The 26928-nt window shown below is 54.2% G+C and carries 25 protein-coding genes; 16 read left to right on the top strand and 9 right to left on the bottom strand.

Annotation, left to right across the window (positions count from 1 at the left end):
* Nucleotides 1–322: 322 nt before the first annotated feature.
* The 11 genes from PMI17_RS22260 (at nt 323) to PMI17_RS22210 (ending at nt 11559) form a co-directional block, all read left to right on the top strand.
* On the top strand, nt 323–1930 hold the full coding sequence (locus tag PMI17_RS22260; protein WP_007893058.1) for a hypothetical protein: 1608 nt from the start codon (nt 323–325) through the stop codon (nt 1928–1930).
* Between the two features lie 67 nt (nt 1931–1997).
* The gene (locus PMI17_RS22255; protein ID WP_007893057.1) at nt 1998–2885 is read left to right on the top strand and encodes a LysR family transcriptional regulator; all 888 of its coding nucleotides are present in this window, start codon (nt 1998–2000) and stop codon (nt 2883–2885) included.
* A 179-nt stretch (nt 2886–3064) separates the two neighbouring features.
* Nucleotides 3065–3871 carry an alpha/beta fold hydrolase gene (locus PMI17_RS22250; protein WP_007893056.1) on the top strand — a complete coding sequence of 269 codons (807 nt, stop codon included), beginning with the start codon at nt 3065–3067 and terminating at the stop codon, nt 3869–3871.
* 14 nt (nt 3872–3885) lie between these two features.
* Nucleotides 3886–5001, top strand: coding sequence for an LLM class flavin-dependent oxidoreductase (locus PMI17_RS22245; protein ID WP_007893055.1), 1116 nt, complete (start codon nt 3886–3888; stop codon nt 4999–5001).
* A 79-nt stretch (nt 5002–5080) separates the two neighbouring features.
* Entirely contained in the window at nt 5081–6046 is a 966-nt protein-coding gene (locus PMI17_RS22240) for a BMP family protein (RefSeq protein WP_007893054.1), read from the top strand.
* Between the two features lie 4 nt (nt 6047–6050).
* Complete coding sequence (locus tag PMI17_RS22235) at nt 6051–7553, top strand: ABC transporter ATP-binding protein (RefSeq protein WP_007893053.1); 1503 nt, start codon at nt 6051–6053, stop codon at nt 7551–7553.
* Nucleotides 7546–8643 carry an ABC transporter permease gene (locus PMI17_RS22230; protein WP_007893052.1) on the top strand — a complete coding sequence of 366 codons (1098 nt, stop codon included), beginning with the start codon at nt 7546–7548 and terminating at the stop codon, nt 8641–8643. Before PMI17_RS22235 ends, PMI17_RS22230 begins: the two co-directional genes overlap by 8 nt.
* Nucleotides 8625–9566, top strand: a complete 942-nt coding sequence (locus PMI17_RS22225; RefSeq protein WP_007893050.1) for an ABC transporter permease — start codon at nt 8625–8627, stop codon at nt 9564–9566. The genes PMI17_RS22230 and PMI17_RS22225 overlap by 19 nt, the downstream gene beginning before the upstream one ends.
* A 26-nt stretch (nt 9567–9592) precedes the next feature.
* Nucleotides 9593–9994, top strand: a complete 402-nt coding sequence (locus tag PMI17_RS22220; RefSeq protein WP_007893048.1) for a Rid family hydrolase — start codon at nt 9593–9595, stop codon at nt 9992–9994.
* Nucleotides 9995–10039: 45 nt separating this feature from the next.
* Nucleotides 10040–11056 carry an aldo/keto reductase gene (locus PMI17_RS22215; RefSeq protein WP_007893046.1) on the top strand — a complete coding sequence of 339 codons (1017 nt, stop codon included), beginning with the start codon at nt 10040–10042 and terminating at the stop codon, nt 11054–11056.
* Nucleotides 11053–11559, top strand: coding sequence for a flavin reductase family protein (locus PMI17_RS22210; RefSeq protein ID WP_007893044.1), 507 nt, complete (start codon nt 11053–11055; stop codon nt 11557–11559). The genes PMI17_RS22215 and PMI17_RS22210 overlap by 4 nt, the downstream gene beginning before the upstream one ends.
* Before the next feature lie 123 nt (nt 11560–11682).
* Here PMI17_RS22210 and PMI17_RS22205 read toward each other — a convergent pair whose 3' ends face one another.
* The 8 genes from PMI17_RS22205 to PMI17_RS22170 all read right to left on the bottom strand — a co-directional run bounded on the left by PMI17_RS22205 (nt 11683) and on the right by PMI17_RS22170 (nt 17871).
* A complete protein-coding gene (locus PMI17_RS22205; RefSeq protein ID WP_007893042.1) occupies nt 11683–12069 on the bottom strand; it encodes a RidA family protein in 387 nt (128 codons plus the stop codon).
* Nucleotides 12070–12245: 176 nt separating this feature from the next.
* Nucleotides 12246–13082, bottom strand: coding sequence for a metal ABC transporter permease (locus PMI17_RS22200; RefSeq protein WP_007893041.1), 837 nt, complete (start codon nt 13080–13082; stop codon nt 12246–12248).
* The gene (sitC, locus tag PMI17_RS22195) at nt 13075–13938 is read right to left on the bottom strand and encodes an iron/manganese ABC transporter permease subunit SitC (RefSeq protein ID WP_007893040.1); all 864 of its coding nucleotides are present in this window, start codon (nt 13936–13938) and stop codon (nt 13075–13077) included. The genes PMI17_RS22200 and sitC overlap by 8 nt, the downstream gene beginning before the upstream one ends.
* Entirely contained in the window at nt 13922–14743 is an 822-nt protein-coding gene (locus PMI17_RS22190) for a manganese/iron ABC transporter ATP-binding protein (protein ID WP_007893039.1), read from the bottom strand. The genes sitC and PMI17_RS22190 overlap by 17 nt, the downstream gene beginning before the upstream one ends.
* A complete protein-coding gene (locus PMI17_RS22185) occupies nt 14740–15618 on the bottom strand; it encodes a metal ABC transporter substrate-binding protein (RefSeq protein ID WP_238344519.1) in 879 nt (292 codons plus the stop codon). Before PMI17_RS22185 ends, PMI17_RS22190 begins: the two co-directional genes overlap by 4 nt.
* Nucleotides 15619–15843: 225 nt before the next feature.
* Nucleotides 15844–16200 carry a cupin domain-containing protein gene (locus PMI17_RS22180; protein ID WP_007893037.1) on the bottom strand — a complete coding sequence of 119 codons (357 nt, stop codon included), beginning with the start codon at nt 16198–16200 and terminating at the stop codon, nt 15844–15846.
* 251 nt (nt 16201–16451) lie between these two features.
* A complete protein-coding gene (locus PMI17_RS22175; protein ID WP_007893036.1) occupies nt 16452–17219 on the bottom strand; it encodes an amino acid ABC transporter ATP-binding protein in 768 nt (255 codons plus the stop codon).
* Nucleotide 17220: 1 nt separating this feature from the next.
* Nucleotides 17221–17871, bottom strand: coding sequence for an amino acid ABC transporter permease (locus tag PMI17_RS22170; RefSeq protein WP_007893029.1), 651 nt, complete (start codon nt 17869–17871; stop codon nt 17221–17223).
* A gap of 264 nt (nt 17872–18135) precedes the next feature.
* Here PMI17_RS22170 and PMI17_RS22165 point away from each other — a divergent pair, with 264 nt between their 5' ends.
* From PMI17_RS22165 to PMI17_RS22155, 3 genes are all read left to right on the top strand, one after another.
* Nucleotides 18136–18885: an ABC transporter substrate-binding protein gene (locus PMI17_RS22165; RefSeq protein WP_007893024.1), complete on the top strand. Its 750-nt coding sequence runs from the start codon at nt 18136–18138 to the stop codon at nt 18883–18885.
* A gap of 128 nt (nt 18886–19013) precedes the next feature.
* Entirely contained in the window at nt 19014–19619 is a 606-nt protein-coding gene (locus PMI17_RS22160) for a cupin domain-containing protein (protein ID WP_007893023.1), read from the top strand.
* Between the two features lie 35 nt (nt 19620–19654).
* Nucleotides 19655–20983, top strand: a complete 1329-nt coding sequence (locus PMI17_RS22155) for an FAD-binding oxidoreductase (protein ID WP_007893022.1) — start codon at nt 19655–19657, stop codon at nt 20981–20983.
* A 73-nt stretch (nt 20984–21056) separates the two neighbouring features.
* Here PMI17_RS22155 and PMI17_RS22150 read toward each other — a convergent pair whose 3' ends face one another.
* Complete coding sequence (locus tag PMI17_RS22150) at nt 21057–22343, bottom strand: PAS domain-containing methyl-accepting chemotaxis protein (protein ID WP_007893021.1); 1287 nt, start codon at nt 22341–22343, stop codon at nt 21057–21059.
* A gap of 409 nt (nt 22344–22752) precedes the next feature.
* Between PMI17_RS22150 and PMI17_RS22145 the strand changes: the two genes are divergently transcribed.
* Nucleotides 22753–24732, top strand: coding sequence for an autotransporter domain-containing esterase (locus PMI17_RS22145; RefSeq protein ID WP_007893020.1), 1980 nt, complete (start codon nt 22753–22755; stop codon nt 24730–24732).
* A 320-nt stretch (nt 24733–25052) separates the two neighbouring features.
* A complete protein-coding gene (locus PMI17_RS22140) occupies nt 25053–26906 on the top strand; it encodes a hypothetical protein (protein ID WP_007893019.1) in 1854 nt (617 codons plus the stop codon).
* The last annotated feature ends 22 nt before the right edge of the window (nt 26907–26928 follow it).

The raw sequence follows: 26928 nt of genomic DNA, 5'->3' as shown, positions 1-26928 counted from the left end.
GAGGACGGCGCAGGCGCGGATTGCTAAGGTCCGCGCCTTCGGACCTTAGCCCGGCCGCCTGCTTCACACATTCTGAAACTGCCATAGGCTTAGCGGGCGGAACCCCCACGGAGCCAGTGCGCTGCTTAACTGACGTTCAACACGCTATGGATGGCAACCGTTCGAATCCCTTTCAAGCTTCGTCGGTAAAATAAATTCTGCTTGGATTTAATATACGCTTTCGCTACATTCGAATCATACTTGAATTAACGCGCCTATTGCCAATCAATCTCGCACATAGTTAACCCATTATTTGACTTAATATGATAAGGAACTTCATTCGATGATCACTTCGGCTGCTGAGCTACATCGCTTTTTGCTAAAAAACCAAAATTTTGATTTCCATCCTGAACATTCTCGCGATCTTGATCTGTATCGAAAAATGAAACAGCGGTTGGGTTTACCTGAAGGTGAGTTCATTTCAGCATTGGAGTCGCGTCATGTTTCTGCCGAAGCATATTTGCGCGCCTTGATTGCTGTAGCAGAACCGTTATCTAAAATGTATACCGATATTATTAATTATTGTGAACGTTCTAACTTCCTTACAGCAAGCGGCGAAGGTTTAATTCAATGGCAAGTTGAAACAGACAGAGGTAACGTGGATTTTACCATAGAAGCATTTCGTCATTTTGAACAACTCAAAACCTTGATGCCCGGAGATTACGAGCAGATGCAGCGGGTCAAGAATGATGTGATGGATTGGATGGGGCATGAAGTTACCAATAAACTTTCCATTGATATTCGCGATAATAACATTGACTGGAGTGCATTAGAGCTTTTTTCAATTCTTAAACGCGCAAACAAAATCTACGGCGATGAACATTATACTATCTTTAAGGGGTTGAATAATTGTTACATTGGCGATAGACATCATGAAAAAAATGGCCATATTGAAGAGATTGTCAAAAATCATCCTGGTTATGCTGAGTTACTAACTGAAGTCCAAACCCATTTCGGCCATGAAAATATCTTACAAATTGCCAGTGAATTTGTTGAATTGCCCTTCTGGAAATTCAGATGGCAAGTGTATGAAATCTGGATAATTGCTGTTAGCTGTCAGCAATTATCCCGCTGCGGATTCCAGCTCAAAGTCGCGCAAGATGGCCGCTCGCCACTGGCGTTAGGAAAAACAGCAACGCTTGCGACGCATCCGCATTCTGATTACAAGTTGATTTATCAACCCCGCTATGTGAACCAAGATAATGATGCTATTCATCCCGATTTAGTGCTTACCACTGATGAAAATGTTACTGCTCAAAACTCAATGTTAATTATCGAATGTAAACAACGTATCGAATTGACCGATGCGCATATTGATATCGTGTTCAATAAATATTCTGCCGGTGTTTGTCCGCAACATGGCCAGGTGGTGGTGGTTAATTATGATGACATTGATAATCACCGTCATGTGAATAACAGTCGCCAAATGCTTTTCACCCAGGTCTCACCAGATACGACAGAAACTCAGGCGTTTGAAGATTTTTTACAACAAACGCACCTCTTTAAACGGCATCTCAATGAAGTATGGTATATCGATATATCACATAGCATGCGCCATTATTTTAATGGGGAATTCCAGGATTTTGTTACCGAGAAGGCGGATTTATCCGCTGAAGGCGGGCAGGTTAAAATTTGGACCTTTGCCCATGAGGTTATGAGTTATGAAGGGGAGAGCTATCCCGGGTTAGTCGATATGTCGGGTGAAACTGACGGGGTAAATAATGAGGTTAGAGGAATGGAAAGGTTGTGCCAGCACATAATCAGCCAACAAATACATTATCCTGGAAGTCGCATTTATATCATTACTGATTTAGTGGATGATTTAGGTTACATGCTTAGGCAACAGGGTATTGAGTCAAACACCGTGAGTATAATTAATCCCAGTAAGTAATGTTTCGAGATATGGAATAACTCTTGCATCACCTTGTGCGATAAATCCTTTACACAGGGCGATGTAAGTGAACCTCAACACCTATAAATACTTCAACGAAGTCGCTGCCACCGGATCGATCAGGCGCGCAGCGGATCGTCTGCACGTCGCGCCCTCGGCCATTAGTCGGCAAATCGCCTTACTCGAACATACGCTTGGCGTGATGCTGCTTGAACGTAGTAATACCGGCATTCGCCTGACCCCGGCAGGCATGATGCTCGAGCGCTTTACGCGCAAGATGTGTCGCGACCTCGACCGCATTCACGAGTCGATCAAAAACTTAAAAGGGTTGCGCGAAGGCGAAGTGAAAATTTGGGTGATTGAAGCGGTGGTGCAGGCTATTTTGCCGCGCATCATGACTGACTTTAATGAAAACTACCCCGCGATTCAGTTCTCCATTAACAGTGAGTCTTCCGATCGGACCATTGAAGCCATCATTCGTGATGAGATCGATATTGGCATCGTCTTCAACATGGGCGATCGCCCTGGAATAGAAGTGATTAAACGCTGTCCTGCACCAATTCAGTGCCTGGTTTCCCCGCAGCATCCGCTTGCCCAGCACCAATCCCTTACCCTTGAAGACATCTGTTTTTATCCGGTGGCGCTGCCGGTGTCCAGTTTTGGCATGCGGCAAACTTTCGACAAAGTCACGCGCAGCCTGCATCTCAACCCGCGTTCGATAGTGAACACCAACAATCTCGAACTGACCAAAGCGATGGCCATTGCCGGGCGCACGTTAACCATTGGTCCGAAACAAATAGCCGCACGTGAAATAGAACAGAACAGGTTGATTGCCATACCGATTGATAACGAAGCCATGGAATCGGCCAACATCGAGATCTGTGTGCATCGCGACCGCACGCTCTCCTTTGCCGCCCATCAATTTCTCAAGCATGTGTGCCGGGAATTTAATTGAGTGATCGACCCGGTTGGTAGCGTCGCGATTTTTGGCGACCGGATCGAGGTGCTGCACGTCCCGCGCGTTCTAAAAGCGGCAACGCCGCGTGCTGCATTCGATATTACAGCTGGCAGGAAAGTGCATGGTACTTATTAGTCATCGCTGCAGACAGGCAAAAATCCACCAGGGGGAAATCGATGCCGAGCATCATGACTAACGGAATTCGCACCCATTATGAAATTGCGGGACAGGGACCGACGATCATTTTTGTCTCCGGACTCGGCGGAACCGCCGCTTACTGGCAACCACAGGTCAGTGCTTTCGCGGATGACTTTACCGTGGTGACTTACGATCAACGTGGTGCGGGCCAGTCCGATCATCCTACCGGACCTTACAGCATCGATACGCTGGTGGACGATTTGCAGGCGTTGATTGCCGCGCTGCAGCTGCATCGTCCGATTTTAGTCGGACACTCTACCGGCGGCGCGATTGGCCAGATTCTGGCGGCACGTCAGCCGCAGCTGCTGGCGGGCATGGTGCAGTACGCCAGCTGGGCCAAGTCAGATATGCATTTCAACTGGTGCTTCCGTATGCGCCGTGCGCTGCTGCTGGGTAGCTCACTGGAAGAGTATGTGCATGGCAGCGCGCTTTTTCTCTATCCGCCAGAACATATCAAGGCCAACGCCGACACCTTATCGCCCGCGCTGCTGGCTTCGGCAACACGCTTTCCGGCGCGCGACGTGGTGCTGAGCCGTATCGACGCAATTATGGCGCACGATGCCAGCGCCGCGCTGCCACAGATCCAAACGCCAACGCTGGTGATGTGTGCGCAGGACGACATTCTGACGCCGCCCTATCAATCACGCCTGCTGGCCGAGAACATCCCCGGCGCGCAGCTGAAAATTGTGCCGCAGGGTGGCCACAGTTTTTCCGAGACTGAAACCCCGCTGTTTAACCAAATTACCCGCGACTTTATGGCGAGCCTTCACTCGCCTGTGCATTGAACCGAGGAGTTGAAATGACTAGCGCGAAAAATGTTGAGTTCGGCGTCTTTCTGCCGGTTGGCAACGGCGGCTGGATTACCTCTACCACCAGCCCGCAGCTACCAGCCACATACGATTACAACAAGCAGGTGGCGATGCTGGCGGAACAGCTGGGATTTGATTTTGCGCTGTCGATGGCGAAATGGCGCGGCTACGGTGGGCCCTCACAGCATTGGGACGTGACGCTGGAAAGCCTGACAACCATGGCGGGGATTGCCGAAGCCACCAGCCGTATTGGCGTGTGGGGCACGGTACACACCATGGTGTTTCATCCGGCGGTGGTAGCGAAAATGAGCGCGGTGCTGGATCAAATCTCGCAGGGACGTTTTGGTCTGAATATCGTCTCCGGTTCAAATCCTACCGATCAGGGGCAAATGGGCTTGTGGATAGATCTCGATCATGCCGAGCGCTACGAACTGGCGGCGGAGTGGCTGACGGTGCTGAAGCGGTTATGGACGGAAGATCGCGTCGATCATAACGGCAAGCATTACCAACTGACCGATTGCATGTCGAACCCAAAACCGGCATTGCCGCCACCGATTATCTGTGCCGGCGCCTCAGACCGCGGTTTTCTGTTCACTATGGAGCACTGTACCGGCAGCTTTATGCTCGGTTCGGATCACGACGACTTCATCAAAACCGGGCTGCGTGCCAAAGAACTCGCTATGCAGCAGGGCAAACCGGACTTCAAAACCTACGGGCTTTTCACCATCGTGCCAGGCGCAACGGATGCTGAAGCACATGAGCGGGTGGCGCTGTATGACGCGGGCGTCGACACCATCGCGCTGGATAATCAGACGCGCGAATACTCCGGCGATAAGAGCTTCAAGCAGAACACCATGGCGCAGCGTTTTGTGTCGCAGGGCGAGCGGCGCAACTCGATGACACGCGCCGCGTTGGTCGGGTCGCCTGAAACCATCGGCAGCAAATTGGCCGCGATTATTAAAGGCGCACAACTTGATGGTGTGACGGTGATAGTACCGGACTTTATTGATGATTTGCGCACGGTTGGCACTGAGGTGCTGGAAGTGCTGGAGCAGCATGGCGTCAACACCCACGCACGCGAATACCAACGCGCGAACGCAGTGTAGTGTCGTCATTGATGGCGATTGGGAACAACACATAGTCACCCACCTTTTTTCCGCGATGCGGATTGCCAGGAGTCGAGCGATGAAAATGAAAATGATGTTGGCTGTTGCGGTAGCGGCGGCGATGGGCAGCAGCGCCATGGTGCAAGCCGATGAGAGCAAACCACGCGTGGCGGCACTGTTCACGCAGACCGTCACCCAAGGTTCATGGGATATGGCGGGTTATGCCGCATTCAAATCGATGGCCACGCAACAGGGTTTCGCGCCGAGCTATCTTGAACATACCACTTACGAAGCAGCGCCATCGGTGTTACGCCTGCTCGCCTCTGACGGCGTGAAGCTAATCATTGCGCACTCATCCGGTTATTCCGCGGCGATCAAAGAGGTGGCACCGGCATTCCCGAACACCCAGTTTGTCCTCTATTCCTATGAGGGTTCGACCAATAATCTACCTAACTACTCGGCATGGTCAGTGGATTGGGATGAATACGGTTTTGTGCTCGGTGCTCTGGCGGCTTCCGCCAGTAAAAGCGGGCATATTGCGGTCATCAGCGGTGAACCGATTCCGTCGGCAGAACGCACCGTGCAGTTCATCAAGAAAGGTGCCGCCTATGTTAATCCCAGGGTCGTGGTCGATTCCGCCTACGTTGGCTCCTTTACTGACGTGGCGCGCGCCAAAGAGATCGCGACAGGCGCCATCGCGCGCGGTGCCGATTTCGTTATTCCTTCTGCTGATACCGCCGATGCCGGGATTCAACAAGCGGCGGATGAAGAGGGCGTGCTGACTATTGGTTCTTATACCGATCAAGCCAAATCGTTTCCTAACTCGATTATGACCTCAACGGTGATGAACTTTGATAAATCCTACGCCGATATCGGCAAGCATTATGCCGATCATCAGTTAGGCAATCGCATCATTACCGAAAACCTGAAAACCAACGGCTGGACCCTATCGAAACCCTTTGCCCACGTGGATAAAGCGGTGCAGGACAAGGTGTTTAAGGTGATGGACGACATCAAATCCGGCAAGGTCAAGGTTGAGGATTGATATCATGTCGAGCCCGCTTATCGAACTCGATCACGTCTCAAAGCGCTATGCCAACGGCTTTGTCGCGCTGGACAAGGTTTCGTTGTCGCTCTTTCCCGGCGAGATACACGCGCTGCTGGGTGAAAACGGCGCGGGCAAATCGACATTGATGAACATTCTGTATGGCGTGCATGAGCCAACGGAAGGCGGAGTTCTGATGAGCGGACGTCAGGTGATTCACCGACGACCAGCCGATGCCATCGCCAATGGCATTGGCATGGTGCATCAGCATTTCAAACTGGTGGCACCCTTCAGCGTCGCAGAGAACCTCGCGCTGGTGGCACGTGGCGATCGGCGCAAAGCGTTTCGCCGTCATGCTGACATCCGTGCCTTTATGCAGCACTACGGCGTTGATCTCGATCCGGCAGCGCGGGTCGCTCACTTGCCGCTGGCGTTGCAGCAGCGGGTTGAGATTCTCAAAGCGCTGGTCAATGACACGCGCGTGCTGCTGCTGGATGAGCCTTCCACCATTCTCACCCCCACAGAGATCGCTGCATTGTACGCAACACTGCGCCGCATCTGTGCCAGCGGCACGGCGGTGGCGGTGGTCACGCATAACGTCGATGAAGTGCTGGCAAATACCGATCGCTACACCATTTTGCGTCGCGGTAAAACCAACGGCACCGGAGTAAGCGCTGGCTGTTCGCCGGATGAACTGGTGGAGAAAATCGTTGGGCGCGCGGTCAGCAGCGGCACGCGACTGGGTTTACAGCGCAGTAGCGGAGCCGGGCAGTTGCGTCTAAACAACATTCAGGTGCGTCCTGGCAGCGGCTCTCCAGGTTTGCATGACATCAACTTAACGCTGGCATCGCGCGAGGTGATCGGTGTCGCGGGCGTGGAGGGTAACGGGCAGAGCGAGCTGTTTGCCTTGCTGGCGGGTGAACTGCAGCCGGACAGCGGTGACGTCGCGCGCTTAAGTGACAACGTCACCCTGGCGCTGGTGCCGCAAGATCGTCATCACGAAGGGTTGTCGCTTGATTTGCCAGTTTCACACAACTTGCTCTATCCCGACATTATGCGTGGCGCCTATCGCCGCATGGGGTTGCTTGATCATCCGGCGATTGCCCGGCGCGCCATCGAGATGATCGAACACGCCGATATTCGCACCCATTCCCATGCCAGCCCGGCGCGCTCGCTGTCGGGCGGCAATCAGCAAAAGATCGTGGTGGCGCGCGCACTGGCGCAGGCGGCGTCAATTATCGTGGTGTATCAACCGACGCGCGGTCTTGATATGGCGGCAGCGGAAGCGGTGCTCACGCGCCTCGCTGATGCGGCAGATGCGGGCACCGCGGTCATGATTATCTCCTCAAACATTGAAGAATTAATTCGCGTATCGGACCGCATCGTTGTGATGAACGGTGGACGTATTACCGGCACTGTAGTGGGTGATGAGATGAATATGGAACGAATTGGCACCTTGATGACATCGGGTCACAGTGCGCAGATGACTGGAGGTGTGCATGTCTGATTCCGTCACCACGCTGGCACAAACCAGCGCTTCCTTGCGCCGCGTGCTAGCACAGCTCAGCGCGTCACGATCGTTGTGGATCACACTCAGTGCTTTTGTCGGCTCGCTAGGGGTGGGCTTGGCCCTCATCGCTGGCATGGGCGTGCCGATGCATGCGGCGCTGTCCACCGCCATTGACGGCGCATTCGGTAATATCCGTGCATTTTCGGACACGCTGGTGTTTATGACGCCACGCCTGCTGGTGGCGCTCGGCGCACTGATCGCCATTCGTGGCGGCATGTTTAATCTCGGCGGCGAAGGGCAGCTGCAGATGGGAGCGATTGGCGCGATGTTGCCGTTTCTCGCCTTCGGTGATGTGGGGGCGGCGCTGCTGCCACTGGCAATTATCAGCGGTGCTTTGTGTGGTGCTATCTGGGGCGCGATCCCGGCACTGCTGAAAGTGTGGCGTGGCATCGATGAAATCATCGTTACGTTGATGATGAATTTTATCGCCATCTATTTGCTGAAGTATCTGGTGCAGGGACCGATGCGCCCGGTGAACTCAAATTTCAATATGTCAGCGCAGCTTCCGGCCGATGGCGTATTTCAGCAGGTGATTGAGGGCACGCGACTGCATGCGGGCGTGTTTCTGGCGCTGCTGATCGCCGTGGCAGTGTGGGTGATGCTCAACCATAGCGCCTTCGGTTTAAAACTGCGCGCCAGTGGGCAAAGTCCACGCTTTGTGCGCTTACAGGGACAATCTGCCGCTAAAACCGTGCTCTCCAGCATGGCAATTTCTGGTGCCATCAGCGGCCTGGCGGGCACCTTTGAAGTGCTCGGCGTGCAGTATCGCCTGATCGACGGCTTCTCATCGGGGTTAGGTTTTGAAGGACTGGCGGTGTCATTTCTCGCCGGACTGCAACCGTTTGGGGCGGTAATCGTCTCACTCTACTTTGGTGCGGTTAACAGTGCTGCGCTGGCACTACAAACTACCTTTTCGATTCCTGCGGCAATAGCCGATGTTCTGGGCGGTATGCCGATTCTGATTCTGGCGGTTTTAAGCGGCTTAATGCTGGTGAAAGGGAGGCCGGTATGGAATTCAACACTGTAACTCTGGCGATGTTTCTTGCGGGTGGGTTGCGCCTGTGCGTGCCGGTGTTGCTGGCGGCGCTAGGAGAAACCGTTTCTGAACGTGCGGGGGTTTTCACCATTGGGCTGGAAGGCTTAATGCTCTTCGGTGCTTCTACCTCGGCGCTAGGGCTGGCTTTAACCGGTTCGCCGCTGCTGGCGCTTGGCGCGGGCATGCTGGGTGGTTTACTCGCCGCGCTGCTGCTGGCGTTAGGTACCGTGCTGGCACGCGCTAACCAAATCGTGATGGGCATCGGTTTTAACCTGTTCGCCATTGGCGCGACCTCGCTGATTCGGCAGCTATGGCTGAGTGGTGCGCCTGCAGCCGGATCGATGCGTTCGGTTTCGATACTCAAGCTGCCAATCCTGGCGGATTTGCCGGTAGTGGGACGCGCGCTGTTTTCCCAAAGCCCAGTGTTTTATCTGGCGGTCGTGATCGCCATTGTTTTGTGGGGCGTGCTGCGCTTCACCCGCGTCGGATTGCTGCTGCGTGCGGTGGGTGAGAATGCATTAGCGGCCGATGCCGCCGGGCATTCCGTGCTGCGAATTCGTTTCAGCGCTACGCTTTTCACCGGCCTGATGGCGGGGTTGGGCGGCGCGTACCTGTGTATTGTCGCCTCAGGCGGCACCTTCGTTGACAACATGACCGCGGGACGCGGCTATCTGGCAATTGCCATCACCATCTTTGCCCGCTGGATGCCGTTGCGCGTATTGATCGTCGCCACGTTACTCGGATTGCTGGAGGCATTGCAGTTTCAGGGCCAATACCTTGGCGTGAACATTGCGCCCGCGTTACTGATGGCGATGCCGTTTGTCGTCGCGCTCATTGCCTGGATCATGATGGGCAAAGCTGGTGCCGCACCGGGCGATTTAGGCCGGCCTTTCTTACGTCATTCAGGACGTTAACCCTTAACTATTATCGGGAGATGTAGATGAATCAGGCAATTAATCCACAAGGTTGGATCATCGGAAAAACGGCCACCGGCCTTAATCACCTTAATTGGGGCGTTAAAGCGGGTAATCATGTCTACGTCGCGGGGATGCTATCCACCGATCCGGTTGATGGCAGCATTGTGGGCATCGGCGATATCGAAGTGCAGACGCGGCGCGTGCTCGACAGCATCAAAGTGGTACTGGAAGCGGCGGGCAGCAGCATGGATCATGCGGTGATGAACCAGATCTTCCTGCGCGATCTCGACGATTATCACAAATTCAATGAAATCTACGTGACCTATTTCCCGGCACTGCTGCCGGCGCGTTTCTGCGTGAAACTTGAAATGGTGCGTCCCGAGTTTCTGATTGAGATCGCCACTACCGCGGTAATTCCCGGCTAGTTGTTGGGTTGTCCTTTATCGCGATCAAATAGAGAGGATGTGTACATGCAATACCGATATCTCGGGCGCAGCGGGCTCAAGGTTTCTGAAATTTGTCTTGGCACCATGATGTTCGGCGGCGCCACCGACGAAATGACGTCAAAGCGCATCATCGCCGACGCCCGTGACAGCGGCGTGAACTTCATCGATACCGCCGATATGTACAACAAAGGTGAATCCGAGCGGGTGGTTGGTCGTGCGATTGCTGACGATCGCGATAATTGGGTACTGGCCACCAAGGTTGGCAATCCAATGGGCGATGGTCCGAATCAGCGGGGCATGTCGCGCAAGTGGATTCGCGAGGCGACGCACGCATCGCTGACGCGCCTCGGTACGGATTACATTGATGTGCTGTATATGCATAAAGCGGATTTCGCTGCGCCATTGGAGGAGATGGTGTTGGCGTTTGCCGACCTGATTCGTGAGGGAAAAATCGGCTACTTTGCCGTCTCAAACTTTAAAGCCTGGCGTTTAGCGGAAACCGTGCGCCTGGCGCGCGAGGCTGGCATTGCCGGGCCAATAGCGACGCAGCCGTTATATAACCTTGCTAACCGCGAAGCCGAGGTGGAAATTTTACCGTCAGCGGCTTACTTCGGCGCAGCAGCCGTGTGCTACAGCCCGTTAGCGCGCGGTATCCTGACCGGAAAGTATCGCGTGGATACGGCTCCTGAGAGTGATAGTCGCGCTGGACGAGCCGATCCGCGCATGATGGAAGCGGAATGGCGCCCGGAATCACTCAAAGTAGCGAGTGAGCTGGCGGCCTATGCCGAGAGCAGCGGACGCCAACCGGCGCACGTGGCGCAGATGTGGGTGATGCGTAATCAGCTGGTCACCAGCACATTGATCGGACCGCGTACCTTTGAGCAGTGGCGTGAGGGGATTGCCGCGCTGGATTGTCCGTGGACAGTGGAGGATGAACGCTTCTGCGATCGGCTGGTATCGCCGGGTAAAGGTTCTAGCCTCGGCCCAGGCGATCCGCATCATCCCATTGAGGGCCGTATCATGCGCGAGAGCCAATCATGACAGAGCATGCCATTCCCCTTGCCGATGCTTATCGCGGTGGTATGCGCCAACTGGCGGCAGGCGTATGTTTAATTACCGTAAATCATCAGGGGCAGCCCGGCGGCATGATCGCCACGGCGGTCACCTCCTTAAGTGCGGAACCGCCTACTTTGCTGGTATGCGTTAATCGCAACGCATCGATGTTTGCGATGCTCATTGAGAGCGGGCAGTTTTGTGTCAACGTATTAGCTGCGGATGCGCTAGCGCTGGTGGAGATGTTCAGCAGCTCTGCCCGCCGACATGAGCGCTTTAATAGCGGCCAATGGCACACTGGCGCGAATGGTGCGCCAGTGTGCGCGGATTCACTGGTGACATTTGAGTGTCGGCTGGCGCAAACCGTTGACTGGCAGACGCACGCGATTTTTTTGGGTGAAGTAACCGAAGTACGGCATCCGCGCAGTAATGTCGCGCCGTTAGTCTATTACGATCGGGAATTTCATCAGTTGGTGGATATCGTGCGGTAGTAAGAAGAGGGCGCCAGGCCGCGCCCACTGTTCAATCGGTCGTATTTTATCATCTCATCAACGCTGCAACGCTTGTAGGGTCGCTATACGTGGCGACCCGCTAAATTAATCAGCAACCTGTATTCACAGCGGCAGCATAATAACCACATCAATTTCCAGCATGAGCTCGGGTTCTGCCAGCGCGGCAATCTGGAATAGCGTACTGGCGGGCAATTCCAGTCCGGTGAAAAATTGCTGGCGTATCGGATGAATTTCCGGGACGAGTGCAAGGTCGGTCACATAGGTGGTCGTGCGCACAATCCAGTCGCGCTGTGCGCCCAATCCTTCCAGTAATCGATCGATGTTGGCATAAACCTGCTCGACCTGTTTTTTCATATCACCAATGCCAACCACGTCACCGTTTTCATCCCACGCTACCTGGCCCGTGGGAAAGACCGGCGTGCCCGGTCGGATTTTTACGTGATTGTAATAGCTGCGTGCCTTGAGCCCAGCGGGATTGACGATGCTCATCATGTTCCTTAATCGTAGGTGATATCTGGCCAACAAAACATTAAGGCTACCATTTGCGTAAAGGAGTGCGTAATCGTATTTCGGCAACGTGGCGCTGCCCTTTAAGCAACACAAAATGTGCTCGCGGCCCCCATTACGACCTTCCTACGTAAGCGGAGGAAGGAGACGCTGCGCAATCAGCCATGAACCTGCTGCGTGCGGCGATCTCTCACCGTTACAAACACAAACGCCAACACAAACAGCGCGGCATAAATCACCACGATGGTTGGACCCGGTGCGCTATCGAGGAAGAACGACGCATAGACGCCGCTGAAACCCGTCACCATGGCAATGCCCATCGCTAGCAGCATCACATGCAGAAAACGGCGCGCCAACAGCAAGGCAATGGCGCCTGGCGCAATCAGCATGGAAATCGACAAAATCACCCCTACCGATTTCAACGCGGCGACGATGGTTAATGAAATCAGACACAGCAAGCCGTAATGCATCAGTTTGCCGTTGATGCCGCAGGCGCGCGCCTGATTGGGATCGAACGCATGCAGCAGTAAATCTCGCCATTTCATGCCAATTAGCACGCTGACAATCACAGCGATCACCGCGGTCTGAATGATATCCGCCAGGCTGATGCCCAACATATCGCCGAACAAAATGTGGTCGAGATGCACTTCAGGTTGCAGCTTCAGGTACAGCACCAAACCTGCGCCAAACATGCCCGAGAAGACAATTCCCATTACCGTATCGGGTTTGATGCGGCTATTTTCGCTGATATAGCCGGTGGCGACGGCGCACACCATTCCGGCGATAAAGGCGCCGATAGCGTAGGGCAAACCAATCAGCCAGGCGATCACTACGCCGGGAAACACCGCGTGGCTCATCGCATCACCCAGCAACGACCAGCCTTTAAGCACCAGAAAGGCCGACAGCATCGCGCACGGCAGCGACAGCACCAACGTGGTGATCAGCGCCATGTTCATAAACTCGAACTGGAAGGGGCTCAGCAATAATTCACTCATTGACGCCATCCTCCATGGTTAGACGTGCGCGACGACGCGCAGCCAGCACGCCATGTTTCGGGGCAAACACAAACGCCACTAAAAACACCAGCGTCTGCGCCACCACAATCACGCCGCCGGTGGCACCGTCAAGAAAGTAGCTGCTCCAGGCGCCGAGAAAACTGGTGACGCTGCCGATGGTGACGGCAATCAGCAACAGGCGCGGAAAACGGTCCGTCAGCAAATAGGCGGTAGCGCCCGGTGTCACCACCAGACAAATCACCATAAAGGCGCCAACCGTTTGCAGCGCAGCAACGGTGGAAGCGGACAGCAGGGTAAAGAACAGGATTTTTAGCCGCAGCGTATTTAAACCCAGCGAGCGCGCGTGACTTTCGTCGAAGAAAGTCACCATCAGGTCTTTCCACTTCACCAGCAGAATGCCGAGGGTGATAAAACCAATGGCGCCGAGCTGCCAGATATCGGCAGGCGCGACCGATAAAATATTGCCCAGTACGATGGTTTGAATATTCACCGAGGTGGGATTGAGCGACACCATAAATAGCCCGATGCCGAAAAATGACGAGAAGATCAGGCCAATAATCGCATCTTCTTTCAAGCGCGTGCGCTGATTAAGAAAAAGCATGCTGCCCGCCGCCAGGCCGCCGGAGAGGAATGCGCCAAGGGCAAAGGGCAGTCCAAGCATATAGGCGCCTGCTACGCCGGGCACAATCGAGTGTGACAGCGCATCGCCAATCAATGACCAGCCTTTTAGCATCAGGAAACAGGAGAGGAAAGCGCAAATCGCCCCGACCAGCGCGGCGATCCACATCGCATTCAGCATGTATTGATAGCCGAACGGCTCAATAATCCACGACATGGTTAGCCCCCCGCTGCGGATTTTTGTCTTTCATCAGCTGCATTAATACCGCGTTACGCTCGAGCAGCGCGCCATCAAAGGTTTGCGCCAGGTTGTCCGCGGTGAACGTCTCATGCAGCAAGCCACTCGCCAGCACGGTATTTTTCACCAGCACGCAGCGGTCGCAGAAATCCGGAATGGCATTGAGATCGTGCGTAGAGACCAGCATGGTGCGGCCTTCGTCACGCAGCTCTTTCAGCAGGGCGATGATCGCGGCTTCAGTTTTGACATCCACGCCGGTAAAGGGCTCATCCAGCAGGATAATCTGGCCACTTTGCGCAAGCGCGCGCGCCAGGAAAACGCGCTTTTTCTGCCCGCCGGACAACTCGCCAATCTGTCGATGGCGATAAGCGCTCATCCCGACACGTTCCAGCGCCTGATCAACGCTCTGTTTATCGGCCGCGCGCGGAATGCGCAGCATGCCCATATAGCCGTAGCGACCCATCATCACCACATCTTCCACCAGCACCGGAAAGCTCCAGTCGACCTCCTCAGATTGCGGCACATAGGAGACGATATTGTGTTTCAACGCCTTATTGGCCGGCATTCCGGCCAGCGTCACCGCCCCGGAAGAGAGCGGGACAAATCCCATGATCGCCTTGAACAGCGTAGATTTTCCGGAACCGTTGACGCCAATTAGCGCGGTGATGCTGCCGGCGGGCACGCTAAATGAGGCTTTACGTAGCGCGGTGTGGCCGTTGCGGTAGGTGACGCCGACGTTTTCCACGCTCAATCCTGCGGCGGCATTGACTTCGATTCTGCTCATTTCTGGCTTCCTTCGGTAATGCCTTGCACCACGGTTGCGGTGGTGACGCGCAGCAGATCGAGATAGGTCGGTACCGGGCCATCGCTATTGCTCAGCGAATCCACATACAACACGCCGCCGTAATGAATACCGGCTTCGCGCGCCACCTGCTGCGCCGGTTTAGCCGAAATAGTGCTTTCACTGAAAATCACCGGAATTTGATGGGTGCGCACCGCATCGATCACTTTACGCACCTGCTGCGGCGTACCTTGCTGATCGGCGTTGATCGGCCATAGATAAAGCTCTTTTAAGCCGAAATCACGCGCCAGATACGAGAAAGCGCCTTCGCTAGTGACCAGCCAGCGTTTATCTGCCGGAAGTTTATCGATAGCTTCGCGCATCGGGGCAATGGTTTGCTGGATCTGCGCTTTATAGCGATCGGCGTTGGCCTGATAAATCGCGGCATTGTCAGGATCATATTGCTGCAGCGCTTTGCGAATGTTATCGACATAAATCAGAGCGTTATCAGGCGACATCCATGCGTGCGGATTAGGCTTGCCGTTATACGGGCCTTCGGAAATGCCCATCGGTTCAATGCCTTGCGTCACGGTAACCTGCGGCACATCGTTCAGACGCTGGTAAAAGCGGCTAAACCACAGCTCAAGATTAAAGCCGTTCACCAGAATCAGATTAGCGCCCTGCGCGCGACGAATATCACCCGGCGTGGGTTGATATTCATGGATTTCGGCGCCGGTTTTGGTAATTGAGGTCACCTCGGCGGCATCACCCGCCACGTTTTTTGCCATATCCGCAATCACCGTGAAAGTGGTCACCACTTTGAGTTTTTCTGCCGCTGATGCCGCAAAGGGCAACAGCGAGCTAAGTGACAGCAGCATGACGACGGCAGGCACAAGGCGTTGAGCAAACATGATCATCTCCAGAGGAATATAGCCAATGCTATAAAAGATAGCTGATGCTATCTATATGAGTCATTTTTGTGCAAAATGCCAGTGTGAAGACAAAAATTTACGAAACAGGCGGGTCAAAGTAAGGCGGGATTCTGTAGGGTGCGCATTGATGCGCACCAGGCAACATTAGATATTTAAAAAGCAGCGCACCAATTAGCTGGCGTCGAAAATCACATACAGTTTGCGCATGGTGTTTTCAATTATCCAGGTGCCTTCGGTATTGGCTTCAAAGAACAACGAATCGCCGGGCTGGAAATAGAGCGTCTCTTCGCCATCCGGCGTAAATGAGCCGTTGCCATTAAGAAAGTGCATGATTTCAGCCTGTTTTACCGCGCGACGATAGGAACCTACGCCGCATTCGAAGATGCCGGTGTCGATATCTTCTTTTCCGGGAATCACTTTTTGTATGCCGGATAATGCAATGCTGCCGCTACCCGGCAAACCTGCCACGCTGCCCCATGGCTCCATAACTTCAATGGCTGCCGGTTGGGTGATTTTTTGTACTTTCATGTTTTCCCTTGCTAATTAAGAACTATACCAACCGCACATTTCGTAGCGGCGCAATTTATTGCGCAATGCCTCGATGGGCATAGAGCCGTCATTAATGCGCGCGATAAATCGCGCCGCTACAATTTGTGCGAGCAATAATTAATGAGTTCAAGATTAAAGCGTTCGCGAAATACAGGATGTAATGAATTGCCGCGCAAATAACCGATTCATGCGCTTATCAGCACGGCTTTGGCAGAAACTTTCGCGGCGGATTAAACCGCCTGCTGGCAGCAGGCGCAGGTCGTCGACACCACGTTGCCCAGCACGCGGCGCAGGAAATCTTGCGTGCGTGGCTCTTGAGGTTTGAGCAAAATCTGATCGGCGGGACCTTGCTCGACAATTTGCCCGCTGTGCAGGAAGCAGACGCGATCGGCGACTTCGCGCGCGAATTGCATCTCATGTGTCACCACAATCATCGTCATGCCTTCACGCGCCAGGTTGCGCATAACCTGCAGCACTTCACCCACCAGTTCCGGATCGAGCGCCGAGGTCGGTTCATCAAACAGAATGGCTTTGGGCTGCAGCGCCAGCGTGCGCGCTATCGCCACGCGCTGCTGCTGGCCGCCCGAAAGCTGGGTCGGCCATGCGTTAATCTTCTCGCCAAGCCCAACCATTGCCAGCAAATCTTTAGCCCTTTTTTCCGCGACCTGCCGCGGTTCGCCGTTGACGTGAATCGGGCCTTCCATCACGTTTTCTAACACGCTGCGATGGGGGAACAGGTTAAAACGTTGGAACACCATGCCAATCTGGCGACGTAGATCATTGATGCTTTTATGTTTGTTGTTGACGCGCTGACCCAGCACGTCGATGTCGCCGCCTTCATAAGTTTCGAGGCCGTTAATGCAGCGCAAAATGGTCGATTTCCCTGAGCCGGAAGGGCCGATCAAACACACCACTTCGCCCTCGCTGACGCTAAAACTCACGCCTTTCAGCACCTCGACATGACCGAATCTTTTGTGCACATCACGAATTTCAATCATCTCAGGCTCCTTTAATCTGACGTTTTTCCAGCTGCTTAGTCAGTGCCAGCAGTGGCAGGCACAGCACCAGATAGAGCAGCGCCACCAGCGTGTACACCGTGGTGTTATCGAACGTGGAGGCGGCAATCAGCTGGCCCTGACGCGTCATTTCGGTGACGGCGATGGTGGATGCCAGCGCAGAATCTTTCAGCATCATCACCAGCGTATTGCTGTAAGGCGGCAGCGCGACATGAAATGCCTGCGGCAACACCACGCGGTACATCGCTTTCGGAAAACTCATGCCCATGGATCGTGCGGCTTCCAGCTGGCCGCGATCGACCGACTCAATACCGGCCCGGAAAATCTCCGCGATATAGGTTGAAAAGCAGAAGGCAATGCCAATTACGCTGGCCTGGAATGACGACAGCGTGATGCCGATATCCGGAAAGACAAAATAGATATAAAACAGCACCACAATCATTGGCAGGCCGCGCGTAATATTAATCACGGTCGCGATGGGCCAGGAGACTATTTTCCACGGACACATCTTCGCTGCGGCGAAAATCAGTCCCAGCGGTGTACTGATTATCAGAGACAAAAGGGTGATGTAAATCGTCATTTCTGCCCCTTGCAACAGGAAGGGCAGATAAACGTGAATACTACTCCAATCCATGATAATCCCCTGCAGGTTAATTTCATTATAATGAATATCCCCGATAGCAAATCACTGTCAATCAATACCCGCCGGGGAGAGATAGCTTTTACTTATTATCGCCATATGAACAAGCTATAGGTGTAATAATGCATGTAATCAAAGGGTTTATCTGTGAATTGTGAATTCACGCATTTTGCTTAAATAAAACATTGACACCCACCTGAATAATTTCATTATAGTGAAAATGACGTTCGCCCTTTTCATTTGATTCAGGAGTGAGTTATGTCTGCTAATCGTTCCCGGTTATTATTCGCCTGTCTGGCGGCTGCATTTAGCCTCAATGCCCAGGCTGCGGCGCTCACCGCGGGCTCGCCGCCGTCCAGCGCGCCGACCACTTTCCTCGATACTAAAAGCGGTAAAATTGAAGGCTTCATGCCCGACGTAGCGGCAGAAGTGGCTAAGCGCCAGCACCTTGAAATTAATTACACGGCGATTCCTTTTTCCACCCTGATTCAGTCGGTGATTGCCGGCAAAATCGACATGATTGTGGCGGGTATGACGCCCACGGAAGAGCGCGCCAAACGTATTACTTTCTCGCAGCCCGTGACCGCATTTGGTGCCGGTTTGGTGGTGCGCGATGACAACAAGAAGACCTATAACTCGTGGCAGGATGTGAAGGGTGACATCGTCGGCACCATGGCAGGCACCGATTATACCCAAAGCCTGATGGCCAGCGGCATCGCCAAAGAGGTGAAGGTTTATGACAGCCCGGCTGATATGACGCGTGATTTATCGCTGGGACGCATCGCGGCGGGGATGAATGATTATCCGATTCTTAAAGCGCAGGAAAAAGCCGGTGGGTTAAAAGGCATGCATGTGATTGACGGTTATAAGCCCGAACATGTTTCGCCGATGGCGTTTGGCGTGAAAAAAGGCAACGATAAATTAATGGCCGAAATTAATAGCGCCTTAACCGCGATGAAAGATGACGGCACCTTGCAGACCATTAAAACCAAATGGGGCATGCCATAACATTGCTGCGGCATATATTGCTGTCTCGCACCCTTAATTTCAGCGAAAAACACAGTGTCAGGGAAATAAACGCGGCGACTGCGCTGTGCGAAATTCGATAAAGTTATCCGCTGGAAGGGTTAAAGCCGATGAAAAAAGTGAATATCAGTGACGAAGCGACGGGCGCGCAGGAAGCGGATATTGGATCGCGCCTGAAACGGATTCGCAAGGCGCGCAATATGACCATCACTGATTTGGCGCAGCTGGCGAATGTATCCGCTGGCGCCATTAGCCAAATAGAGCGCAACCTGACCAATCCCACCGTGCGTGTGCTGGAGCAGCTGCGGCTGGTGCTGAAGGTGCCGCTCTCTGCCTTTCTCGAAGAGCACGCATCGACGCTGCGCGGCGCGGAGCATTATGTGCGGCGCGCCGTTGAGCGACCGCATTTCAACGTCGGGAAACGGGGCATCTCAAAGGAGATGCTGTCAGCGGCGGGCGAACACGATTTGCAGTTTATGTTTATCAATATTCCACCGGGCGTGCGTTCCGACGAAATGTTGATGGGCAAGGGCGAGAAGGCGGGTTTAGTGATGGAGGGTGAGTTGACGCTGGAGATTGATGGCGACAGCGCCCGATTACGCGCTGGCGATAGCTTCCAGTTTCAGAGCCATTTACCGCATAACATTTTCAACCATAGCGCGAGTGAAGCCAGAGTGTTGTGGATCATGCACATCCCCTCTGAACATCATTTGTGATTTCGTCACCCTAGTGGCGTGCAGGACTTAAGACGATGCGCATAAAAGTTAATGCAGTTGCAGACAGTGAACGCTTTCCCGAATCCGTTGATGTGATTGTGATTGGCGGCGGCATTATTGGCACCTCGGTGAGCTATGAGCTGGCCAAACAGGGCGTTTCAGTGGCGCTGTTTGAAAAAGGGGTAATTGGCGGTGAGCAGTCCGGGCGCAACTGGGGCTGGGTTCGTCAGCAGAACCGCGACCTGTACGAGTTGCCGATGGCGATCCGCAGTTTACAGCGCTGGGATGAGTTAAGCCGAGAAATCGGCCTCGATCTGGGCTTCTCACGTCAGGGCATCACTTACGGTACACAGAGCGAAAGCGATCTGGCGCGCTGGGAAGCGTGGGGAAAACAGGCGCAGCAAATCGGCTTTGTTAGCCATTTGCTATCAGCGAAAGAAGCGCGCGATCGCATCGGCAACAGTTCGCCTTGGGTCGGCGGCGTGTGGTCGCCGAGCGATGGCCGCGCTGAGCCGTCACTTGCCGCACCGGCCATCGCCACCGGCGCGAAAAATCTGGGTGCTTTTGTGCATCAACGCTGCGCGGTGCGCGGCCTGGATGTCTCCGGCGGACGCGTGACGGGCGTCTGGACCGAGCGCGGCCTGGTAAAAGCGAACCGCGTAATTTGCTGCGGCGGCGCGTGGAGTTCGCGCTTCCTAAAGCAATACGGCATTGAATTGCCGAGCGCCAATATTCTCGGCACCGCGTTCAAAACCACCGCCGCCCCGGAAGTGATCAAAGGTTGTCTGAGCACCGGTGGCTTGTGCATTCGCCGTCGCCAGGATGGCAGCTACACCGTGGCGCTTTCCGGGCGCGGGCAGATTGATCTTGCGCCGCAAAATATCCGCTATGCCACCAGGTTCTACCCGATGTATCGCAGCAAAATCGCCAAGAAGCTCAAGGTGCGAATTAACGGCTCATTCTTTAACGGTCCGGAAGCGGCGGGTGCGTGGTCGAACCAGGGCGTGTCGCCGTTCGAGAAGATCCGCACCCTCGATCCAGCAGCGGATAATGGCATCGTGCAGGAAGCGATGCAGGCGCTGGTGCAGCTTTATCCTCAGCTGAACGGCATTAAAGTCGATCACGCATGGGGCGGCTGGATAGATACCACGCCGGATCTGGTGCCGGTGATTGATGAGATGAATAACCTGCCAGGTTTGTTTATCGCCTCGGGTTTCAGCGGGCACGGTTTTGGTATCGGCCCCGGCGCGGGTTTGCTGTGCGCGCAGCGGGTGAATAATAAACCGCTGTTCACCGATATGACGCCGTACAGTTTGGCGCGCTTTGCCAAAGGTCAGGCAATCCGTGAACCGCAAATGATGTAATTTTCCGCAGATACGGTAGCGGCGCGATAAATCGCGCCGCTAGCGAAAATGTGCGGTATGAAGCCTCTTCGTCTCAAACATCCAACCGATGTATCACATTCACAAACTCATGTACGCCGCTGTTAATCTCGCGCAGGCTGCGTGACAGCACGCTGATTTTATCCTGCTCGGTCACCACAAACTGCTTCACCTCATTCAGCTGCTGCTCCATTTGCGCAATCAGGCTGGCGTTGTGTTCGACCACCTGAGTGATCTGCCTGGTGGCGCTGGAGGTTGATGCCGCCAGGCGCCGCACTTCGCCCGCCACCACGCTAAAGCCGCGACCGGCTTCACCGGCGCGCGCGGATTCAATCGCCGCATTGAGTGCCAGAATATTGGTTTGTGAGGCGATCAGGTTGATGGTCTCGACCACCTCGCTGATGCTTTTCGCCGAGGCGTTGAGCTCGGCACCGATGGCGGTCGCCGCATTCACCTGTACCGCGACAAGGCCCGAGTTGCGGATGGTTTCATCCAGCACTTCGTTGGCGTTATCGGTGATTTGCGAGGTCTCTTCCGAGGTGGTGAGCGCAATATCGGCCACCCGCTTGGCGGCTTCTACGCGCGCGGTGATGTCCGACGCAATCTTAATCACCTTGTAGACTTTGCCATCCGCGTCATACACCGGGTTGTAGCTGGCTTCCAGCCAGATACGTTCGCCGCTGGCGGTTTTGCGCTCGAAGCGGCCAACGAAATGTTGTCCTTTGGCAATCTTGCGCCAGAAGTCGGGATTCTCGCGATAGAAGTTATCGAAGCAGAACAGACGATGGTGCTGCCCAACAATTGCAGCCAACTCATAGCCCATGTGAGTCAGGAAGTTATTATTAGCGCTGAGGATCTGGCCATCCGGCGTGAATTCAATCACCGCCATGGAGAGGTCGAGCGCGGTAATCACCGCCTCTTTATGCTCCAGCTCCTGATGACGTTCGGTGATATCGGAAGCGACTTTAATCACCTTATAAACATGGCCTTTCTCATCACTTACCGGGAAATAAGTGGCACTAAGATAGAAGCGCTGATGTTGCTTATTGAAGCGTTCAAAAATACCAGTAACCGATTCGCCAGCCGCCAGAGTTTGCCAAAAGGTGAGGTAGCTGGAGGATTGGCTGTACTGCGGGCTGCAGAAGATGCGGTGATGCTTGCCCTGAATCTCATTCAGCTGATAGCCGGTGGTAGCAAGGAATAGGGGATTAGCAGTGATGATTTCGCCGTGGGGCGAAAACTCAATCCATGCAACATGCTGTTTGATCGCATTGATATCTTTAATCACATCGCCACTTTTATAAAACGGCAATGAAAGACTCGACTTTTTCACACCAAACATGGGCAGCCTCAGGCGATGATTATGCTGTTGAACATAAGGCGCGCAGCGTAATGGCGGTCGCGCCGCAATGCGCAACCTCAGCTGCTTCGCAAGATTCCCCTTCGCCGGACACTTCTGTATGTGTCTCTCTGCGCTTCAGCGCCGCATGGGGTTATTAAGAAACCGACCTGATGTTTTAAACGAACCGTTTAACGGTTCATCTTTGGTTATCGGCGGGATGATCTAAAGGTTTAATTTAAATGCATGTCATCACCGCGCCCGCAATTTTGCAGCAGCAAACTGGTAATACCTCCGCTTCATGACTAGATATTTAACGTCCTTGTTATCACTTTGCGCATCCCTGATGCGCCTTTGCTGGCCTGCGCTGCTGTGACTGCCCGCGCGCGGTTTACCCTTTTCGGAGTTGATGATGAAAAACCCTAAATCTGCACTTTCTGCTGTTGCGCTCGCCACGCTCAGCGCCTTGCTGGCGCCAGTTTCCGCGCTGGCGTGGGATAACCTGACGGTGTTTGGCGATAGCCTAAGTGATGGCGGCAACGTGGGTCGCTTCACGTTCGATGGTGCGCAACATCCGCTGTATGACGAAATTCTTGCGGCGCATCTCGGACAAAATCTGCAAGCCTCGTCGCGCGGCGGCAGCAACTATGCGCAGGGTGGCGGGGTGGCGGTGCCAGAAATTGATCCCAACCTGAATACGCAGGATCAGCTGGCGAGCTATCTGCAATCCACCGGCGGTCGCGCTGACAGCAACGGGCTCTACATCCATTGGGTCGGCGCCAACGACATCGCCGCTGCCGTCACCAATCCGCTGACCGCGCGTGAAACCATCAGCACCAGCGCCACGGCCGCAGTGGCCCAGGTCAAAACCCTGTTAGATGCCGGTGCCGGCGCGGTGATTGTGCCGAACGTCCCGCAGCTGGGTTCGACGCCCTATATGGTGGAAGCGGTTTTAAGCGTGCTGGGTTCGGCTGCCACACCGGCGCTGGTGGCGGCATTTCAGTCGCTGGATAGTGCAGCAACGCCCGATGCCGCCGCGCGCCAGCAGGCGGTGCAGCAGGCTTTTGACCAGGCGGCAGGGCAGATTTCGTCAATCCCGCTGGTGCGCGATGCACTGGCACAGCAGCTGTATGCCGCATGGCAAGTGCTCACCGAGCAGGTTACTGCACTGTCTGATGGCTACAACCAACAACAAGAAGCGGGATTGGCGGCGCTGCGCAGCAACATCGTGCGCGTTGATATCGCCGGTTTGTTTAATGAAGTGATCGCCAGCCCCACGCAATATGGTTTGACTAATACCATCGGCATGGCCTGTCCGGTGGGAACGTCGGCGGCGGAATGCACTTCTGGCACACCCGGTTTTACCCGCGCGCAGGATTATCTGTTTGCCGATCACCTGCATCCCAGCCCGGCAGTCCATGCGATGATCGCCGATTACATTCAGTCGATTCTCGATGCGCCCGCGCAGGTGGCGGCGCTATCGCAGTCACCGCTGATGATGGCGCGCGATATGCAAAATACGCTGGACGGACATCTGCAGCAGCAGCGTCAACAGCCAGCGAATGCCGGTCAATTCAGCGTGTTTGGCGGTTATGCCGGGCAGCATGTCGATTATCGCGGTGAAAGCTGGAATAACGGTGATGCTAACACCGCCAACATCACGCTCGGTATCGGCTATCAGCTCACCGATAACTGGCAAACCGGCGTGCTGTTCTCCAACAGCAACCAGCGTCAGCAACCTTCCTCCAACTATGATTACAAGCTGCGCGGCAATCTGGTGGCGCTCTATAGCCAACTGACGCTGTTCGATCAGGGCTGGATCAACGCCGATCTGCACTATGCCGATCTCGATTTTGACAGCATCGAACGTGACATTCACATCGGCCCGGCGCAGCGCACTGAGCAGGGTAGCAGCAGCGGAAAATTGCTCGGGATGCGGGTACAAACCGGCTGGGCGCTGCCGTTGGGCGAGCATCTGAGTACCGGACCCATGGCCGGTTACGCCCTGGATTACGGCCGCGTTGGCGGCTATAGCGAAAACAGCAACAGCAGCACCGCGATGCGCTATGGCGATCAAACCACGCATTCGCAGATTGGCTCGCTTGGCTGGCGCATTGATAGCAAACAGTGGCTGGTCAATCCGTGGGCGCAGGTCAGTTACAATCACCAGTTTGGCGATACCGATGCCACGGTGCGGGCTGGGCTGAAATCAACGCGTACTTCTTTTGAGCGCAGCATTGAAGCCGGCGACAAAAACTGGCTGGACATGTCGCTTGGCGCCAACGTGCCGCGCGGGCAAACGGTGAATGCGTTTGCCGCCGTTTCAACCGTCGCCGGTAACAGTGATTACCATCAGGTTAGCTGGAATGTCGGCCTGAACGCCACGTTCTGAACCGCGCGGCCAGTAACTTATAGTTACTGGCCGCTTCACTGTTGATGAAAATAAATCAATTCTCCGCTGAGGAAATCACGGGTATTACCCGGTGTTTACGGCTTATCCGCGCCAATCAAAGCCACAACCTGCCTGCGAAAATTCTGTTAATCATCATTTTGTCGCTGCGCTTTCTATCACAATTCATGGCGTTGTCTAAAGCAGAATGCCAGGCGGGCTCTCAATGCCGTTGTTTAGATTGGTACTCAGCAACATATTAATTTTCAGTTACTTATACTGCAGGGGGCAGTTACTTTCTCTTAACGGTTAAGGGGTACACCATGACGAATTCGTCCGGCAATACCAATATCACGCCGCAAAATGCCGTTGCGGCAGCGGCATCTGTGATTCAGTTACGTGATATCGCACAACTACGTGCGACGGAGCCGTCAACCGCAGGTGAAGTTGCTTCGGTATTGGAATATACACAAGGCACTAAAATGGGCGGTGGTGTATTTATCTACGATGCTTCCGATACCACAACCGTAGATGATGGCGGACTGAACTTTGTTACCGCTGGAAGAAAGCGCTGGAAGCGTGTGCTGTTCGATTACAACGCAGTAACGGTGGTTGATTTTGGCGCGGTCGCCGATGGTAAAACTGACTGTGTAGAGGCGGTGAAGCGCATGTTTGCCTGGTCACAGCGCGTATTGCCTTCGGCTGGGATTCGCTTTACCGCAGGCGTGTTTAGCATGTCGACGTTTGATATCTCGGCCACTGAAATCAACCGTTTTAAAGTCACCGGCGCATCGGTTAACTTCGGCTATTTTCCGACTACCACGCTGGTGTTTAACTGGGAAACCAAACCGCGCGGCCTGCATTTCTTCAAAGTAAAGGCGCGTTACGCCGAAGTTTCCGGTTTTGTCGTCAAAGGGATGAGTTCCAATAGTGGTGAGGATGGCGGCACAGCGTTTAACAAAGTGGGCTTCTTTGCTAACACCATCACAGGTGGCCAGTTCCTGCGCGTCAGCAGCATGGAGTTCCGTTATTTGGGCGGGCGCGCACTCGATTTGATCGATACGCTGGATTGTAAAATCGACCAGTTTTATGCGCGCGGCTGCCAGGACAGCATCGTCTATGCGCGCTGGTCCGATCAGGCTCAGGGGGCGTGGGATCACTCTACGGCGATTGAGCTATCAAATTTCAACCTGCAAGGCGGCACCCTGAAACCGGTGTTGGATCTGCCGCGTTGTACCCAATCCTTTATCCGCAATGGCTGGATTGAGCATTCCGAATTTGCCGGTGACCTAACGAACGGTCAGTGGGTGATTGAAGGTTTAGCGATTGAGTCGACCGCTAATCCGCTCAAACTCGGCTACTGTCGCGCCACCATTATTCAAAAGAGCATTCACAATCAGAGCGCCGGTTTTGATTACAGCACCGATGGCATTGAGCCATGGGCTCTGCTGGCGGAAGGCGATCGTGGCGTGATGGAGATCTCTGATTGGGGCGCGATTATTCAGGGCTCGCTTAATTACGATGTCATCACTTCGCAGCATCATATGGATAACCGTAAAGACGCTGACCAGTGGTTTTACGTCGGTGAATTCAACTTTTCAGGGTCGTCCACGCAAATACACGTGCGCATAGTCGGCACCGCGCAATATCTTTCGCAAAGTGAAACCCAGGTCGACTTCAGCAATCGCACACCAGAAGGCGCCGCCAATATCTATTTGCAGGCGCGTGACAATGCCGATTCGATTGGTAGCTGGCACAGCGAAGGCTCCAGCCCGGTGGTGAAGGTGCATATTTCCGGCCAGGGCGCGCGCACCAAACTCTACGTCAAAATCGCCGCCTATACCGGTTTCTCGATTGCGCTGGTAGAGACCAATGGCAAAGATCGTTATCAGGCCGGTTTATGCTTTATTTTCCGTAAAAGTTTTACCGCCTGCAGCGCCGAAGAGAGTAGAACGCTGGATGCGGCGAAAGTCGTGGCGTTTGAGCAGCACTGGATTGGCAATAAAGATGTCGGCTTTGGTTACAACAATAATAAAGAGCTGCTGCTGCATGGCCCGACATTTGAAAAAGCGGTGCAAAATCCCGATGGCAGCTGGCGTACCCGACGTTTTCTTAAGGTGCGGGTGAACGGGGTGGAACGCAGTATTGAATTAATGAGCGCCACCGATCCCTATTAATGAAAATAGCCAGCAACAGGAG

Origin of the sequence: Pantoea sp. GM01 (assembly GCF_000282675.1) — a bacterium.
Lineage (GTDB): Bacteria > Pseudomonadota > Gammaproteobacteria > Enterobacterales > Enterobacteriaceae > Pantoea > Pantoea nemavictus.
The sequence above is the reverse complement of the archived record's forward strand: the minus strand, read 5'-3'. Positions and strand labels throughout refer to the sequence as shown.

Excerpts from the sequence above, each read along its gene's own strand:
- PMI17_RS22260 (WP_007893058.1), top strand. The coding sequence starts at position 323 with ATGATCACTTCGGCTGCTGAGCTACATCGCTTTTTGCTAAAAAACCAA.
- PMI17_RS22250 (WP_007893056.1), top strand. The coding sequence starts at position 3,065 with ATGCCGAGCATCATGACTAACGGAATTCGCACCCATTATGAAATTGCG.
- PMI17_RS22245 (WP_007893055.1), top strand. The coding sequence starts at position 3,886 with ATGACTAGCGCGAAAAATGTTGAGTTCGGCGTCTTTCTGCCGGTTGGC.
- PMI17_RS22240 (WP_007893054.1), top strand. The coding sequence starts at position 5,081 with ATGAAAATGAAAATGATGTTGGCTGTTGCGGTAGCGGCGGCGATGGGC.
- PMI17_RS22235 (WP_007893053.1), top strand. The coding sequence starts at position 6,051 with ATGTCGAGCCCGCTTATCGAACTCGATCACGTCTCAAAGCGCTATGCC.
- PMI17_RS22230 (WP_007893052.1), top strand. The coding sequence starts at position 7,546 with ATGTCTGATTCCGTCACCACGCTGGCACAAACCAGCGCTTCCTTGCGC.
- PMI17_RS22225 (WP_007893050.1), top strand. The coding sequence starts at position 8,625 with ATGGAATTCAACACTGTAACTCTGGCGATGTTTCTTGCGGGTGGGTTG.
- PMI17_RS22220 (WP_007893048.1), top strand. The coding sequence starts at position 9,593 with ATGAATCAGGCAATTAATCCACAAGGTTGGATCATCGGAAAAACGGCC.
- PMI17_RS22215 (WP_007893046.1), top strand. The coding sequence starts at position 10,040 with ATGCAATACCGATATCTCGGGCGCAGCGGGCTCAAGGTTTCTGAAATT.
- PMI17_RS22210 (WP_007893044.1), top strand. The coding sequence starts at position 11,053 with ATGACAGAGCATGCCATTCCCCTTGCCGATGCTTATCGCGGTGGTATG.
- PMI17_RS22205 (WP_007893042.1), bottom strand. The coding sequence starts at position 12,069 with ATGAGCATCGTCAATCCCGCTGGGCTCAAGGCACGCAGCTATTACAAT.
- PMI17_RS22200 (WP_007893041.1), bottom strand. The coding sequence starts at position 13,082 with ATGAGTGAATTATTGCTGAGCCCCTTCCAGTTCGAGTTTATGAACATG.
- sitC (WP_007893040.1), bottom strand. The coding sequence starts at position 13,938 with ATGTCGTGGATTATTGAGCCGTTCGGCTATCAATACATGCTGAATGCG.
- PMI17_RS22190 (WP_007893039.1), bottom strand. The coding sequence starts at position 14,743 with ATGAGCAGAATCGAAGTCAATGCCGCCGCAGGATTGAGCGTGGAAAAC.
- PMI17_RS22185 (WP_238344519.1), bottom strand. The coding sequence starts at position 15,618 with ATGCTGCTGTCACTTAGCTCGCTGTTGCCCTTTGCGGCATCAGCGGCA.
- PMI17_RS22180 (WP_007893037.1), bottom strand. The coding sequence starts at position 16,200 with ATGAAAGTACAAAAAATCACCCAACCGGCAGCCATTGAAGTTATGGAG.
- PMI17_RS22175 (WP_007893036.1), bottom strand. The coding sequence starts at position 17,219 with ATGATTGAAATTCGTGATGTGCACAAAAGATTCGGTCATGTCGAGGTG.
- PMI17_RS22170 (WP_007893029.1), bottom strand. The coding sequence starts at position 17,871 with ATGGATTGGAGTAGTATTCACGTTTATCTGCCCTTCCTGTTGCAAGGG.
- PMI17_RS22165 (WP_007893024.1), top strand. The coding sequence starts at position 18,136 with ATGTCTGCTAATCGTTCCCGGTTATTATTCGCCTGTCTGGCGGCTGCA.
- PMI17_RS22160 (WP_007893023.1), top strand. The coding sequence starts at position 19,014 with ATGAAAAAAGTGAATATCAGTGACGAAGCGACGGGCGCGCAGGAAGCG.
- PMI17_RS22155 (WP_007893022.1), top strand. The coding sequence starts at position 19,655 with ATGCGCATAAAAGTTAATGCAGTTGCAGACAGTGAACGCTTTCCCGAA.
- PMI17_RS22150 (WP_007893021.1), bottom strand. The coding sequence starts at position 22,343 with ATGTTTGGTGTGAAAAAGTCGAGTCTTTCATTGCCGTTTTATAAAAGT.
- PMI17_RS22145 (WP_007893020.1), top strand. The coding sequence starts at position 22,753 with ATGAAAAACCCTAAATCTGCACTTTCTGCTGTTGCGCTCGCCACGCTC.
- PMI17_RS22140 (WP_007893019.1), top strand. The coding sequence starts at position 25,053 with ATGACGAATTCGTCCGGCAATACCAATATCACGCCGCAAAATGCCGTT.